General features: G+C 54.4%; 11 protein-coding genes. 1 reads left to right on the top strand and 10 read right to left on the bottom strand.

The window, feature by feature from the left end:
- Positions 1-16: 16 nt before the first annotated feature.
- The 7 genes from B3M52_RS10440 to prpD form a co-directional block, all read right to left on the bottom strand.
- Positions 17-931 (bottom strand): polysaccharide biosynthesis protein, encoded by a 915-nt coding sequence (locus B3M52_RS10440; protein ID WP_041334830.1) that lies wholly within the window; start codon positions 929-931, stop codon positions 17-19.
- Positions 931-2,454, bottom strand: a complete 1,524-nt coding sequence (locus tag B3M52_RS10445) for an XrtA system polysaccharide chain length determinant (protein ID WP_075196121.1) — start codon at positions 2,452-2,454, stop codon at positions 931-933. The genes B3M52_RS10440 and B3M52_RS10445 overlap by 1 nt, the downstream gene beginning before the upstream one ends.
- A 40-nt stretch (positions 2,455-2,494) precedes the next feature.
- Positions 2,495-3,139 carry an XrtA/PEP-CTERM system exopolysaccharide export protein gene (locus B3M52_RS10450; RefSeq protein ID WP_041336736.1) on the bottom strand — a complete coding sequence of 215 codons (645 nt, stop codon included), beginning with the start codon at positions 3,137-3,139 and terminating at the stop codon, positions 2,495-2,497.
- A 62-nt stretch (positions 3,140-3,201) separates the two neighbouring features.
- Positions 3,202-4,614, bottom strand: coding sequence for a TIGR03013 family XrtA/PEP-CTERM system glycosyltransferase (locus B3M52_RS10455; RefSeq protein WP_036205410.1), 1,413 nt, complete (start codon positions 4,612-4,614; stop codon positions 3,202-3,204).
- Positions 4,615-4,807: 193 nt separating this feature from the next.
- Complete coding sequence (locus B3M52_RS10460; protein ID WP_051946697.1) at positions 4,808-5,491, bottom strand: PEP-CTERM sorting domain-containing protein; 684 nt, start codon at positions 5,489-5,491, stop codon at positions 4,808-4,810.
- Between the two features lie 149 nt (positions 5,492-5,640).
- Positions 5,641-6,369 (bottom strand): PEP-CTERM sorting domain-containing protein, encoded by a 729-nt coding sequence (locus B3M52_RS10465; RefSeq protein ID WP_036205409.1) that lies wholly within the window; start codon positions 6,367-6,369, stop codon positions 5,641-5,643.
- A gap of 175 nt (positions 6,370-6,544) precedes the next feature.
- On the bottom strand, positions 6,545-8,029 hold the full coding sequence (gene prpD / locus B3M52_RS10470) for a 2-methylcitrate dehydratase (RefSeq protein WP_075196122.1): 1,485 nt from the start codon (positions 8,027-8,029) through the stop codon (positions 6,545-6,547).
- Between the two features lie 299 nt (positions 8,030-8,328).
- On the opposite strand from prpD, the gene B3M52_RS10475 reads away from it, so the two are divergent.
- The gene (locus tag B3M52_RS10475) at positions 8,329-9,048 is read left to right on the top strand and encodes a PEP-CTERM sorting domain-containing protein (RefSeq protein ID WP_036205406.1); all 720 of its coding nucleotides are present in this window, start codon (positions 8,329-8,331) and stop codon (positions 9,046-9,048) included.
- A 104-nt stretch (positions 9,049-9,152) separates the two neighbouring features.
- Here B3M52_RS10475 and B3M52_RS10480 read toward each other — a convergent pair whose 3' ends face one another.
- The 3 genes from B3M52_RS10480 to acnD all read right to left on the bottom strand — a co-directional run bounded on the left by B3M52_RS10480 (position 9,153) and on the right by acnD (position 14,635).
- A complete protein-coding gene (locus B3M52_RS10480) occupies positions 9,153-10,766 on the bottom strand; it encodes a hypothetical protein (RefSeq protein ID WP_143743860.1) in 1,614 nt (537 codons plus the stop codon).
- A 102-nt stretch (positions 10,767-10,868) separates the two neighbouring features.
- Positions 10,869-12,041, bottom strand: coding sequence for a 2-methylaconitate cis-trans isomerase PrpF (gene prpF, locus B3M52_RS10485; RefSeq protein ID WP_075196125.1), 1,173 nt, complete (start codon positions 12,039-12,041; stop codon positions 10,869-10,871).
- On the bottom strand, positions 12,038-14,635 hold the full coding sequence (acnD, locus tag B3M52_RS10490) for a Fe/S-dependent 2-methylisocitrate dehydratase AcnD (protein ID WP_075196126.1): 2,598 nt from the start codon (positions 14,633-14,635) through the stop codon (positions 12,038-12,040). Before acnD ends, prpF begins: the two co-directional genes overlap by 4 nt.
- Positions 14,636-14,653 lie beyond the last annotated feature (18 nt).

Here is a 14,653-nt window from a genome sequence, read left to right on the forward strand (position 1 = left end):
CGCTGAGCGGATCGTTCTAACCATTGATCACCGCTCCAACAAACTTCTCCGGTTTGAACGCAGTGGCGACATTCTCAACCGTGCCTGCTGTTACCTTGCCATGGGGCACGACGAGCATCGTGTAGTCGCAAAGCTCGGATAGAATCCGGGCGTCTGGTGAATCCGCCACGGAAGCGGTATCCAACACGATAAAGCGATCCGGATATCTACGCCGTATGGCCTGCAGAAACTGCTTCATCCTGAATGATGTGAAAAACTCAGCCGGTGTTTCCCTGCGACTACCGGCGGGAATAAGCCTGAGCCGAGGAATGCCGGTGGGGTATAGAATCCGGCTGATGTCGTAGTCGGAATCATCGAGAAAATCCGTCAGTCCCGTTTCAGGCATGATATCAAGGGTGGAATGAAGCGTTGGTTCGCGAAGATTGCAGTCGATGATTAACGCGGTTTTCGACTGGTCAAACGCAAACGCGGCCGCCAGGTTCAGAGCCACAAATGAGGCGCCTGCCTCCGCTGAAGCACCCGTTACAACCAAAGTAAAATTGTTGCCGCCAGAGTTCTCAAGCAATTTGGTACGTAATGCCCTGAATCGGTTTACCAGGTTGCGGTTCTTCGACTCAGGATAGATTATCCTGCGCTCGTCAAGATCATCAGGCGTAAGCCGACGTGGCTCCTGCATCTTTACGATCTGTTTGCTGATGACATATTTGTCAACCGCACCCGCACCCAACTCCAGCGAACTGGGCACCAACATTCTGGAGTCTTCCCACTCAGAGTATGGCAACCCGCCCTTCTCCGCCTCTTTCGCTATGTCACGCTGAGTGAACCACGATTGCTCGGAACCGGCTTCCCTGGACTGCCCGTCGCCGCTTTCACCACCGGCACGTTGCTTCTGTTCTACCGCATCGTCATCTCGATTCCTTGATTCCGACATCAAACTGCTCCCAATTCAGACGCCACAACAATAGCAACGTAAAAAGCTATCGCAATAACAGAGAGAAACCCTATGGCAATCGTGAGACGTCTGTCTTTTCTTTTTTCATAGGGCGTGCGCACATCAGGAATTTCAGCAAGCACCGGCAGGCCAATGTCTTCCTCAAGTTGCGCACGGGCGCGAATCCTGGGATCAATTTGTAGCAGTCCGGCTATGGCGCCAAACGGTGCGACAAGCCCTAACACCAGCCCTGCCATTGCAAACATCGGAAACTTCGGGCCAACCGGCGACGTGGGGTACTGGGCGGTTTCATTGATCTTGTAATTCATGCCCTGCCCTTCAATGTCCAGGGACATTGACACACGCGCCCTCTCACGGCGCTTCAGAAGATCATCGTATATGCCCTTGTTGACCTCCATATCCCTTGTGAGCTGCGAGTACTCTGTCTTGTTTTCCTGTATTCGCTCCATCCGCTCCTCCTGCTCGGCCATGAGCCTTTTCAGAGAGAGGATTCGAGTCTCAACCGTTTCCATATCAGCACGGGTGGTTGAGAGTTTTGCACTAAGTTCCTGATGCAAGGGGTTAACAATCTCATTGCCTTCCAGCGACCTTTCACCGTTATTTTCCCGATCCGCCAGCGCTGCATTGCGCTGCTTCTTCAGCTCTGCCAACTGCTCCCGCAGGATAATGATATCGGGGTAGGAGTCGTGGTACTGGAGACGGAGGCTATCGAGCCGAGACTGCAACGATGAGATTCTTTCCTGAAATTCGTCCTGAGATCGCCCTTGGTAGATGGTCGGACGCACCTGGGACAGCTGGTTTCGCAGCGATTCCAGCCGGGTAGTGAGCTCAGCGCGCTCCAACTCGGCCAGCTCAAGCTGGCTGCGGAGATTGGCCATCCTTCTGTTGGCGTCTTCTTCGGTCCCATCCTTGTTCGTTGAAAGGAACTCCTTGAGCCGGCGCTCCGCCTCTGCAAGTTGCTGTTCATAGGCTTTGACCTGGCGGTCGATAAACTCATAGGCGCTGCGGCTCTCGGCACGCTTTCGATCTCTGCTCTGTTCGATGAACAGTTGCCCAAGCCGCTGAGCCACCTTGAACGCTTCCATAGGGGATGACGAGGTGAAACCGATACTGAAAAAATTGTCACCACGTGTGCGTACGCTTAGCCCTCCCCTAATGCCAGATATTCGACTTTCCAGGCGCTCAGGCGGCAAATCGACATTATCGTACACGTCACTATCCTTCGCGAGCGTTTCCATGATACTGCGGCCAAGGAGCATTTCCCGCGCCGCAGAAGCTCTGTCATTAATCTCAGTGGTAACGGCACTGCCTTCCATCAACGGGCGGATGATATTGCTGTCATCAACGAATATCACTACTTCGGATTGATACTTGTACGGCCAGAGAAAGCCGGCGGCAAGCACCGCAAAACTAACCAGTACAAACACCAGAAATGCCAGCCACTTCTTTGACCGGACTTCTCGCAGCATTTCAACTGGTAACTGGGATAATGGAAGTGCCATAGCTCAATCCAACAGTCTGACTGTTACAGGGTTTACGTGATCAGAAATTTCGCTCGGGGACGCTCAGAATATCCCCCGGGCGCATGGCGTAGTTTGTCTCTATTTTCCCGCGGTTAAGAATGTCGTCAAGCTTTACAGGGATCGCTACCACTTCACCGTTCATTTTCCGGTAAAGCATTGACCGGTTTAGTGCGGCAAACTCGTTTCCGCCGCCAGCACTCAGGAACATATCCAATACCGTCATTCCATCCCGGTGTGGCTGCGAGACCTGCTGACGCACAGCTCCCGTCACCCGAACACGATCAGTGAACTCATGGCTTCCCATTGAGGTCACCACCACGCTTACCTGGGGTTCCCTGATATATTCGGTAAGCTCAACCCGGATGTCGTCTGCCAACTCTTCCGGCTCTTTGCCACTTGCCTGAACATCACCGATCAGTGGCACCGAGATTTTGCCATCAGGACGAATGGGGACCGAAACACTAAGATCCTCGTTTCGCCATACCGACACCCGGACGACGTCAGTGGCGCCCAGGACATAGCTATTCACACTACCTGACGGCCCAGCGGATAGAGCCTGCTGTATTTTTTCGGGGGATGAAGCAGTGGGGCCTGCACAACCGGAAGCGATAACCATCAGCGAGATGCACAGAGCAAGTCCTGGCAAAGTAGTGATCCGTGACATTTTTATTCCTCTTGAGATATCCATGCTGTATTCCGTTTATCAGTCGACGTAACTGGCTGGAATTATCTTGATCCTTTTTTGAACAATACCACCTCCACTGTCTGAATTATAATCAACAAATCCAGCAAAAGGCTTTGGTTTTTGATGTAATAAAGATCGTAACGAAGCTTCTCCCTGGTGTCCTCTTCGTTGTCAGCATAAGCGAAACAAAGCTGGGCCCAGCCTGTCAGACCAGGCTTGACCCGGTGACGCTCACTATAGAACGGTATCCTCTCGGACAATTTCTCGACAAATATGGGCCTCTCCGGACGAGGCCCTACAAATGCCATGGTTCCGTTGATCACGTTGAATATTTGAGGTAATTCGTCGATACGCACTTTTCGGATAAAGTCGCCAACCCGCGTAACTCGGGTGTCATTTTTACTCGCCCATACTGCCCCATTCTTTTCGGCATCCGTGGTCATGGAGCGAAATTTGTGAACCCTGAAAACTCTGCCGTTAAGACCGACACGTTCTTGACTATAAAATACCGGGGCTGCCAACCCATCTTCAATTTTTATCGCAATAGCAGTAAGCGCCATCAAAGGCAGACCGGCCAACAACAAGATCGTCGCGGCAAGTATATCGAGAGACCGTTTTCCAAATCCAAATACAGATGAGACTGAAAACCCGTCAGAGAACACCAGCCAACCATGGGTAACCATCTCCAAGGCAACTTTACGTGACTCCCGCTCATAGAAAGACGCCGCGTCAACTATCTTTACGCCTTCCATTTTGCACTCAAGCAAATCCTCCATCGGCAATCCTTTGCGGCGGTCATCCGCTGCCACAACTATCTCTCTGACCGGGTGTTTCCGTATATAGTCGTGAAGTGTATTGGGAAGCCTGATGAGGTGCTTTTCTTCAATCTCCGACGACTCATCCGGTAGTGGTACGAAACCCGACAGCGTGAAACCTTTGCGATTGAAAGGTGTAGTCAGGTCTTCAAGCAACTGCCTTGCACGAAACCCGGACCCAAGAACCAGCACTTTGCGCTTGAAAGAGTCCTTGCCGGTAAATGCAAAGAATATTGACCGATAAATCCCTAGAAAAAAGAAACCAAGGACAGAGGCTGAAGTGAGCAAGTCGGTAAAGCCTAGATACCACAACCATTGATCGGCCAAGAGATAAATAGACGCTGATGCCGGCACACCAATGATGAGTGAAAAAATGGTGCGAAGCATCATCCCGGACATACCCTCTTCGAGGCGTGACTGATGAACGCCAAGAGCAACCATAACCAAAAGATTTGCAAGACCGAAGGCTAACGCTGAAGGTAGTAGGAACTGAATACTTTCAAAGAAAAAAGAAGAATCGCCGAAATGGCGGAAAAAAGCGGCGATACAGAAACTAACTGCCAGGACAATTAAGTCAATAAGGCCCAGAATGACGAAGGGAACATGAATGTAGTGCTTGAACAATCTGACGTGGGCCACGCCAACTCCTTTTGCTGTTCACTTTAAACGCGCCTGCGCATCCCATGCTGCAGATCTAACAATGAACAGAGTTTACTGCATTTTAATGATACTGCAATCAGGGACAGTAGAAGGACGGCACCCGACGCGACGCCAGAAACGCAAAACACCCCGCCCCGGAGATCAAGGCAGGGTGTTCGATGGCTTACTTAGCTCAGGCTGACTTGCGACGGCGAGTCATACCGAGGCCCAGCAGGCCAAGACCAAACAAAGCGAGCGTTCCTGGCTCGGGCACCGCTTGCACGTCTGAAATACCAACGATGAGATCGTTGTAATCGAAGTCACCATCAATCAGGTCTTCGAAGGCCACAATCAGTGAGCTGCCAAAGAAGCTGCTGTTCTGGCTGCCAGTCACGTCAAAGATCCGTGTCATGTCAACGCCGCCGTTCAGGCTGGCATCTGAATAGAACGTGGTGTTGCCGCGCTGCAGATAGAAGCCGAACGTAGAGCCAATGTTGGCTGTTCCGAAGTGAGTGGAAGCCGTTCCGGCGTCCAGGTCAAATTCTACCTGGCGACCGCCAGAGCCTTCTGACCCTGAAAACACCTGAAGTGTTTCGTTGGTGTCGTTCAGGTTATAGATACCGAAGTTGTTGATGTTCGCAAAACCTGCAAATTCAAACAGCAGGAAGGCACCGGCTGAATCCTGGTTACCATCAACATCGTTCAGTTTTGCAAAAGAGGCTCCGTTGTCGTAGAACGCGCCTTCACCGAGGGTATCGGTAAACACGTCCGCGCCACCGTCTGTTTTCAGGTCGAAAACGTCCATTGGAGCGGCCTGAGCTACCGAGAACGTTCCCACCAGCATCGCCGCTGCAATCAGCTTTGAAGTCATTTTCATTTTACTGCTCCTTGTCTACATCTTATGATTCTCATCAACCACCCAAACCAATGCAGTTGTCGTGCCAATTATTTATTCGCTATTAAACAATCACTTACGTTGGCATTATTTGGGTTGCGTAAAATATACTGACACACCGCCATTGATCCTCAGCGGTTGCGCTTTGACTTCCGCGAAAGCGAAAGTCCAATCCCTAGCAGTCCCAGCGCGAACAAAGCCAGCGTACCCGGCTCTGTGACATTGGCGACTGTTATGTTGTCGATGCCGTACCCATCATCGGGGTTGTTGGAAAAAATACTGACATCCCCCAAACCCGCTGCGTCATAGAGGCTGACATAGAAAACTCTGCCGTTGCCCAGAGCGGACCCAAATATGTCGTTGAAGCTGAAATCGAACCCGCCAATCGAGAGGCGTCCGCCAGCATCGTTGGGGTCTGTCATATAGAAACCCATGGCGTTAAAACCAGTCGCTGGAGAAATAACCATCTGGCGTGCATCCATACTGTCCAACCAGTTATCCCCGGATACGGAATAGCGCCCGCTAAAGGGACTGGCGCCGGCGTTCAATACGGCAAGACCGCCATTGCAGTTATAGGGACCGCTATCGCACAACCCGCCTGAACCTGGCACCGCACTGGTAAAGGACCCAACACCCACTGAGGACGTGATGGTGCCAGCCTGGCTTCCAACGGTGTAAAAAGAATTATCATCGAACGTTTCGGTGAGATAACCGGAATGCGCAGCGTCCAGGAAGTCCTGTTCCGCGGAGGCGGCCGCTGTAGCGCCCTGGCTACTAATACTGAGAATGGGCGCAGCGCTGGCCCAGTTGCAGGCGCCAAGGAGAACCCCAATGGCGCCGACTGTTTGTAGTGTGTTCATATCAGTACTCCATATAAGCTGACAGAATCGTCTTCGATAGGGAGTAACTGCTGCATAAGACGTGCCACGGCTTCAACTGGTTCATTTTCAGTCAGTTAGAAGCCCGCACATTTTCTCAATGTAAAGTTTTTCGACAACCCCTCGCTATGCCCGGAGAGCAGGCGCTCCAATCAGTTCAGATAACAAACAGATCAACAAATTCGTGTGCGGGGGTCGACTCCAATAGCGCTTGATCTTTACACAGGTTAAAGACCTTCTCGCAGCGCTGACCAGGAAACCGGGTCGCCAGGTTATGGCGGAACTTATCCTCAAGCAGGGGAATCCCCTCCTTTCGGCGACGGCGATGGCCAATGGGATACTCAACTGCCACCTTATCCGTGCTGGTGCCGTCGGCGAAGAACACCTGAATCGCATTGGCAATTGAGCGCTTATCTGCTTCCAGATACTCACGCGTGTATCGCTCATCCTCAACCACGTCCATCTTGTCTCGGAGTTCGTCGATCATCGGATTGGCCTCATGGAAGCTGTCTTCATAATGCTCCGCTGTCAGCCCCCCAAAAATCAACGGTACAGCAGCCATGTATTGAAGGCAGTGATCCCGGTCGGCCGCGTTTGCCAATGTGCCCTGTTTCGAGATGATACGGATGGCAGATTCGTGGGTGGTGATAACGATTCGTTCGATGTCATCCAGGCGGTCTTTTACCTCGGGATGAAGTATGACCGCTGCTTCCGCCGCTGTTTGAGCATGGAACTCGGCCGGGAAGGATATCTTGAACAGAATGTTTTCCATCACGTAGGCGCCAAAAGCCTGGGGTAAAGTAAACTGACGCTTGTCCTCAGGTTTCAGTTTCTGATCTTTATTGGTTTTGCTGAACAGAATGTCGTAGAAGCCCCATTGGGGTGCCGTGAGCACCCCCGGGATGCCCATCTCTCCCCGCATTGCGATATCGGCCAGCCGCACGGCACGGGACGTTGCATCTCCCGCCGCCCAGGATTTTCGGGAGCCAGCGTTCGGCGCATGACGGTAGGTTCGCAGCGCCTGGCCGTCCACCCAGGCATGGGACAAGGCCGACAGCATTTGATCACGACTGGCACCCATCAGTTTTGCGACAACAGCGGTTGAGGCCACCTTGACGAGCACAACGTGATCCAGCCCCACCCGGTTAAACGAGTTTTCGAGTGCAAGCACCCCCTGGATTTCATGGGCCATGATCATAGCCTCCAGGACATCCCGCATGGTCAGGGGCGCCTTGCCCTCCGCCACCCGCTTCTGGGACAGATGATCCGCCACGGCCAGTATGCCCCCCAGGTTATCCGAGGGGTGGCCCCACTCCGCCGCCAGCCAGGTATCGTTGTAGTCCAGCCAGCGCACGATACAGCCAATATCCCAGGCCGCCTTTACCGGATCGAGTCTGTAAGGCGTGCCCGGAACACGGGCGCCATGGGGTACAACGGTGCCGTCAACCAGCGGCCCAAGGTGCTTGGTGCATTCAGGGAAACGCAGGGCCAGAAGGCCACAACCGAGGGTATCTATCAGGCAGTTTCTCGCGGTATTCCAAGCCTCTTTGCTTTTTATCCGATAGCCGAGAGCGTAGTCGGCGATTGCCTGCAGGACGTCGTCATAGTCGGGGCGATTGTTCTGATCAGCGTTGGAGCTCATTGCGAATCCCTTATTGGTTTTGGATCTCAGTGAGAGACTAAGAATGAAAAACAGTCATGCCAAACAGGTTAGTACATCGGCCCGGCCGGGATACAGCCATCCAGATCTTAAGCGTTGACTTTTTATACACTTTTCAATGCCTCTCCGGTGACCAGAGCATTCAGAAAATGGCAACCGGCTGTTTTAACCGAAAAATATCCAAGCTGGCTTTTTTCTTGCTAAAAACGGAGTCCGGAGACCACTCCGCAGGAAACGCGGGGTGAATATGGATATCTGTAAAAACGCAAGGAGAATGAAGTATGAAAGGATTTGACCACAAAATAGTGATTGGCCTGGGATTGGCCGCTGCAATGGCTGGGAACGCTTACGCAGCCCCCATCGTAAACGTCGTCAACTCTGACGGCGACCTCTACAACACCGAAATGCTGACCGGGTATTCAACCGACGGCTCGCTGATGGACGGCATGGAAGTCACTACTTGCTTTGCCAGCGCGGCCTGTGAAACCGTGGCATTTGACGGTACGGTCGGCAGCTCTTCCTACGGCGAAGCCATCGGTAGTGGCTGGAGCTTGTCTATCAATGGAGACACCTACAGCTCCCCGTTTACCTTCAATTCCGTTCAAGACGTCACCAGCATCGTATTGAACGGGCGTCCGGGAAACACGATCTTTGACATTGTTGGTAGCGACTCCCGCTCACCAGATTCAGCCCTAGGCAAGCCTTTTCGACTGTCCAATTCCGGCGATCTGACGGATAGCACAACCGTGAACGTTGAATACTCCGACAAGCTTTCCCTCGATGGTGTATTTTACGACGACCTGTTTACAACCATGGCTATCGATTTCGATGGCAGCCTGTTCTCAGGCATGTTCAGCTTCCTGAGCGATACTGACAACAACGATTTCGACGCCGGTAGCCCGATTACTCCGACCAACCCGGTTCCGGAGCCCAGCACCCTGGCCCTGCTGGGGCTTGGCGCCCTGGGCTTTGGACTGCGTCGCCGTAGTCGCAAGGCGTAAGTAGAGCGCTTCGGCTCCGCAAGCTCGACAGGTGTTTTGCGGAGCCGGAACGTGGGCCTCCAGGCTCGTGCTGGTGAGGCTTTCAGCTTTCCAACCATTACCCTTCAGTTTATTGCCCGCAGATCCGAGGTGACGAAACTCAATGTCCCTCTCTCTAGCTCCAGCTCTTCTATCGCGAAACCATCCTCACAGAAAGACACGACGCTGAGGTGACTGTTAATCGCATAAAGAGAGTCCAGAGAGTAACAATTGTAAGGCAGCGTCATTACCTTGCTTGTTATGTTCCCGGTGGTTTCATTGACGGCCCATATGTCGGGGTTGAGCAATCCCGCGGGGCTGAGCACATCCCTCTCGATGGAAGAGCTCATCGCCAGCACTTTTGCTCGGTCTCCGCCACGAGTCAGGTTCATCGACGTTGCATAGTAGGTTTCCGCGTTAGGCACAACCGGGCCACCGGGCCGGCCTACAATCAGGGTTCTGTTACGACCTGAGAAATCCAGGAAATTGACGAAAAGCAGTGATTCCGTTCGAGAAGCAACAAACGTAGATTCCACCGCCAGAAGCAAATCGACCTCACCCGAACTCAGATCGACGGTATAGACTTCACCGAGAGGGTCTGAGCGATCAGCACCCTGAAAAGTCGTCCATAAAGCGATGGCTTTGTCGCCCATAACGACAACATCGTCGAGCGCCCAACCATCCGCAAACTTATCTGAGAAATCAGCAAACAAAGAGGCAGATCGATTGATTTCATCGACCTTGTGCAACACGCCACGGTCCGCGATGATTGTGTATTTGTCGTCCTCGATCAAAGAGAGTGACGCCAACCTGGCAGACTCAGAAAGTCCCGACAGCACAGGTTGTGCGCCTGCAAGACCGGAGTCCAACAGCATCGCAACTGAGGTCATCAAAAACTCGCCGTCACTGAGCACACCCACAAACGTCTCATCCCGTGTGGGGCCGGGTTCTGCCATGGGGTAGACTCTCGGCACCCAGGTGCTTCCCGCCACCCGCTTCAGCTCAGCGCCTGACTCTCCATACAGGATGATCGTCCTTTCGGCATAGTTATTGGCGACCACAAAATCGATATCGCCGTCGCCGTTGAAGAATACATCCGTGTAGGATGACACCCCATCCGCTTCCCAGACCTCGAGCGTATTGGCTCCCAATGTCCACCAGTAATGCGTGTCGTCGGAATCAACCGAGAGATCGCATGTCAGATTACCGCCGGACATCGCCAGATTGACAAGTCCTGTCGACAGGTCGCTGTTCACGAAACCCTTAACGGAACAAGGTTCCTGCCCGCCACCAATATTCGACAGTTTGACACTTGTTCCATCAACGCGGCTGTGAATCGACACGCTGGTTGAGCTTGCGGTTACGGCGGCTGGAGCGAACAGATTGTCGGTAAAGACACCCCCGGCAAATACCTGCCCACCCACCTTATCTCCTGCCTGCACATAAGCCAGCGAGTGAGATTCAAGATTACGACGATAAACCCGTGGGTTCTCGTTCGTGCCTCGTAAGGAATAGTCGTGCTCAATATAGCCATCCAGTTCAGGCAGGGATTTCGCCGTCACTCCGGGACCAGCGTTGTCTTGCCCAGCTTGCGAAGAATTCGATGATGAGGAGGATCCACCGTCACCACATCCAACCAATGCCAAGGCGATTGAACAAACAATAAGAGGAAGGCCAGACGGACCGAATGGTTGCGACATTTTTCACATTCCGTTGAAATTTCAGCGTTTATCTCTTTTATTCAAAGAGCTTACAAGCGCTGAATTCTGGAATCGTGAAACCTGTCGCAACCAGCGTCACAATTAGATCAAGGGCACCCTCACCCAACCTTCCATAAGCACTCGCGCGCTGCGGCTCATGATGGCTTTGGTGGCTGTCCACTGGCCGTTGACCAGGCTGGCTTCCGCACCAACCTGCAAGGTGCCTGATGGGTGGCCGAAGGTCACGGAGGTTCTGTCACCGCCGCCAGCGGCCAGGTTAACCAGAGTTCCCGGTACGGCAGCTGCGGTAGCAATAGCAACGGCGGCTGTTCCCATCATCGCGTGGTGGAGCTTACCCATGGAAAGGGCCCGCACCAGCACATCCACATCCCCTGCCCCAATGGCTTTGCCACTGGAAGACACATAGTCAGAAGGCTTTGCCACAAACGCCACCTTGGGCGTGTGCTGGCGGCTGGCGGCCTCTTCTACGGACTGAATCAGTCCCATTTTGACAGCACCGTGGGCGCGGATGGTTTCAAACATCGCCAGGGCCTCGGGATTGCTGTTGATATCGTCCTGCAGTTCCGTGCCCTTGTAGCCAATGTCTTCTGCATTCAGGAAGATGGTGGGAATGCCGGCATTGATCATGGTGGCCTTGAGGGTGCCAACACCGGGTACGTCCAGGTCGTCCACCAGGTTGCCGGTGGGGAACATGGCGCCTTCGCCATCGGCGGGGTCCATGAATTCCACCTGGACTTCGGCAGCCGGGAAGGTCACGCCGTCCAGTTCGAAATCACCGGTTTCCTGCACTTCACCATTGGTGATGGGAATGCGGGCAACGATGGTTTTCTGGATGTTGGCCTGCCAGATGCGAACCGTGGCAATACCGTTTTCCGGAATGCGCTCTTGAGCGACGAAACCACCATTGATGGCAAATGCGCCAACGGCGGCGGTCAGGTTGCCGCAGTTCCCGCTCCAGTCGACGAACGGCTTGTCGATGGACACCTGACCGAAGAGGTAGTCCACGTCGTGGTCCGGTTGTGTCGGCTCGGCCAGGATCACGGTCTTGCTGGTGCTGGAGGTAGCACCGCCCATGCCGTCGATCTGTTTCTGGTAAGGGTCCGGGCTGCCGATCACACGCAGCAGGAGGTTATCCCGGGCTTTGCCCGGGACTTGTGCCGCTTCCGGCAGATCCTTCAACCGAAAAAACACGCCCTTGCTGGTGCCGCCACGCATGTAGGTGGCGGGGACTTTGATCTGGGGCGCGTGGGTCATGCGGCGCCCTCCGATTGCAGGAAGTCCTCGGCAAAGCGCTGAAGCACACCACCGGCACTATAAATAGACACCTCTTCCGCTGTATCCAGACGACAGATCACGGGCACACGCTCGGTGCTGCCATTGTTGCGATGGATAACCAGAGTGAGTTGCGCACGCGGTGCAGCTGTGCCCTCTACGTCATAGGTTTCAGTACCATCAATACCCAGGGTTTGCCGCGTGGTGCCTTCCTCGAACTGCAGGGGCATAACGCCCATGCCGACGAGATTGGTACGGTGAATACGTTCAAAGCCTTCAGCCACGATGGCTTCCACACCCGCCAGGGCCACGCCCTTGGCCGCCCAGTCACGGGAGGAACCCTGACCATAGTCGGCGCCAGCGATGATGATCAGTGGCTGCTTCCGCTCCATGTAGGTTTCGATGGCTTCCCACATGCGGGTGACCTTACCTTCCGGCTCAACCCTCGCCAGGGAGCCCTGCTTCACCTTGCCATTCTCGTCCCGGACCATTTCATTGAACAGTTTCGGGTTGGCAAAGGTGGCGCGCTGAGCCGTCAGGTGATCGCCCCGATGGGTGGCGTAGGAGTTGAAGTCTTCCTCAGGCACGCCCATTTTATGCAGGTATTCGCCGGCTGCGCTGTCCATCAGGATGGCATTGGACGGCGACAGGTGGTCGGTGGTGATGTTGTCCGGCAACACTGCCAGCGGGCGCATACCCTTGAGGGTTTTCTCGCCTACCATGCCACCTTCCCAGTACGGCGGGCGACGAATGTAGGTGCTCTGGGGGCGCCAGTCGTAGTTCGGGTTGGTGTTGGCGTGCGCATCCCGGGTGATGTCGAACATCGGAATATAAGTGCTGCGGAACTGCTCCGGCTTCACACTGGACTTCACGATGGCGTCAATTTCCGCATCATCCGGCCAGATGTCCTTCAAGGTAATGGGGTTGCCATCCTTGTCGTGCCCCAGGGCGTCTTTTTCGATGTCGAAGCGGATGGTGCCCGCAATCGCATAGGCCACCACAAGCGGCGGCGATGCCAGGAACGCCTGCTTGGCGTAGGGGTGAATGCGGCCGTCAAAGTTCCGGTTGCCCGAAAGCACGGCGGTGGAATACAGGTCCCGATCAACAATTTCCTTTTGGATCTTCGGGTCCAGTGCGCCACTCATGCCATTACAGGTGGTGCAGGCGAAAGCCACTACGCCGAAGCCGAGTTCTTCCAGCTCGGACATCAGGCTGGCTTCTTCCAGATACATTTTTACCGTCTTTGAGCCCGGCGCCAGGGAAGTCTTTACCCAAGGCTTGCGAGTCAGGCCCAGCTTGTTGGCATTACGGGCGATCAGGCCTGCGGCCACCATATTGCGGGGGTTACTGGTATTCGTGCAACTGGTAATCGCGGCGATGATGCACGCGCCGTCCGGCATCTTGCCCTCTTCTTTTTCCCATTTGCCGGCAACACCGCGCTCGGCCAGTTCGGAGGTGGGAAGATGCGCGTGGGGGTTAGACGGGCCCGCCAGCGTACGATGTACCTTGGACAGGTCAAATGTCAGCACTCGCTCGTATTCGGCGTTTTTCATGCTGTCGGCCCACAGGCCTGTCTCTTTGGCGTATCTCTCAACCAGGGCGACCTGTTCGTCTTCACGACCGGTCAGCTTGAGGTAATCGATGGTCTGGCCGTCGATATAGAACATCGCCGCCGTGGCACCGTATTCCGGAGTCATGTTGGAGATGGTGGCCCGGTCACCTACGGTCAGGCTGTCGGCGCCTTCGCCGTAGAATTCCAGGTAGGCACCTACCACCCTTTCCTTACGCAGGAATTCAGTGATAGCCAGCACCATGTCGGTACCGGTGATTCCTGGTTGCAGCTTGCCCTTGAGCTCCACACCCACGATGTCTGGCAGGCGCATCATGGAGGCGCGGCCCAGCATCACACTTTCGGCTTCAAGGCCGCCCACACCCACGGAGATAACCCCAAGGGCGTCTACCATGGGGGTGTGGCTGTCGGTTCCAACGCAGGTGTCCGGATACGCAATACCGTCGCGGTTCTGAACCACCGGCGACATCTTCTCCAGGTTGATCTGGTGCATGATGCCGTTGCCCGGAGGAATCACATCCACGTTCTTGAACGCCGTCTTGGTCCAGTTGATGAAGTGGAAACGGTCGTCGTTGCGGCGGTCTTCCACGGCACGGTTTTTCTCGAACGCGTCTTTCTCGAAACCAGCGTGCTCAACGGCCAGCGAGTGATCCACGATCAACTGGGTGGGCACCACCGGATTGACTTTCGCCGGATCACCACCCTTTTCCTTGATGGCATCGCGCAGGCCAGCCAGATCTACCAGGGCCGTCTGGCCAAGGATGTCATGGCAGACCACGCGGGCCGGGTACCAGGGAAAATCCAGGTCCCGTTTGCGTTCGATCAGCTGCTTGAGGGAATCCGTCAGTGCCGATGGATCACAACGACGAACTAACTGCTCCGCCAGAATCTTGGAGGTGTACGGCAGTTTGTCGTAGGCGCCAGGCTGGATGTCTTCCACAGCCTGACGGGTGTCAAAATACTCCAGGTCGGTGCCCGGGAGAGGTTTGCGGTAATCAATGTTCATGGGCGGTACTCAAATTCT

Source organism: Marinobacter sp. UBA2688, assembly GCF_002352785.1.
Lineage (GTDB): Bacteria > Pseudomonadota > Gammaproteobacteria > Pseudomonadales > Oleiphilaceae > Marinobacter > Marinobacter salarius.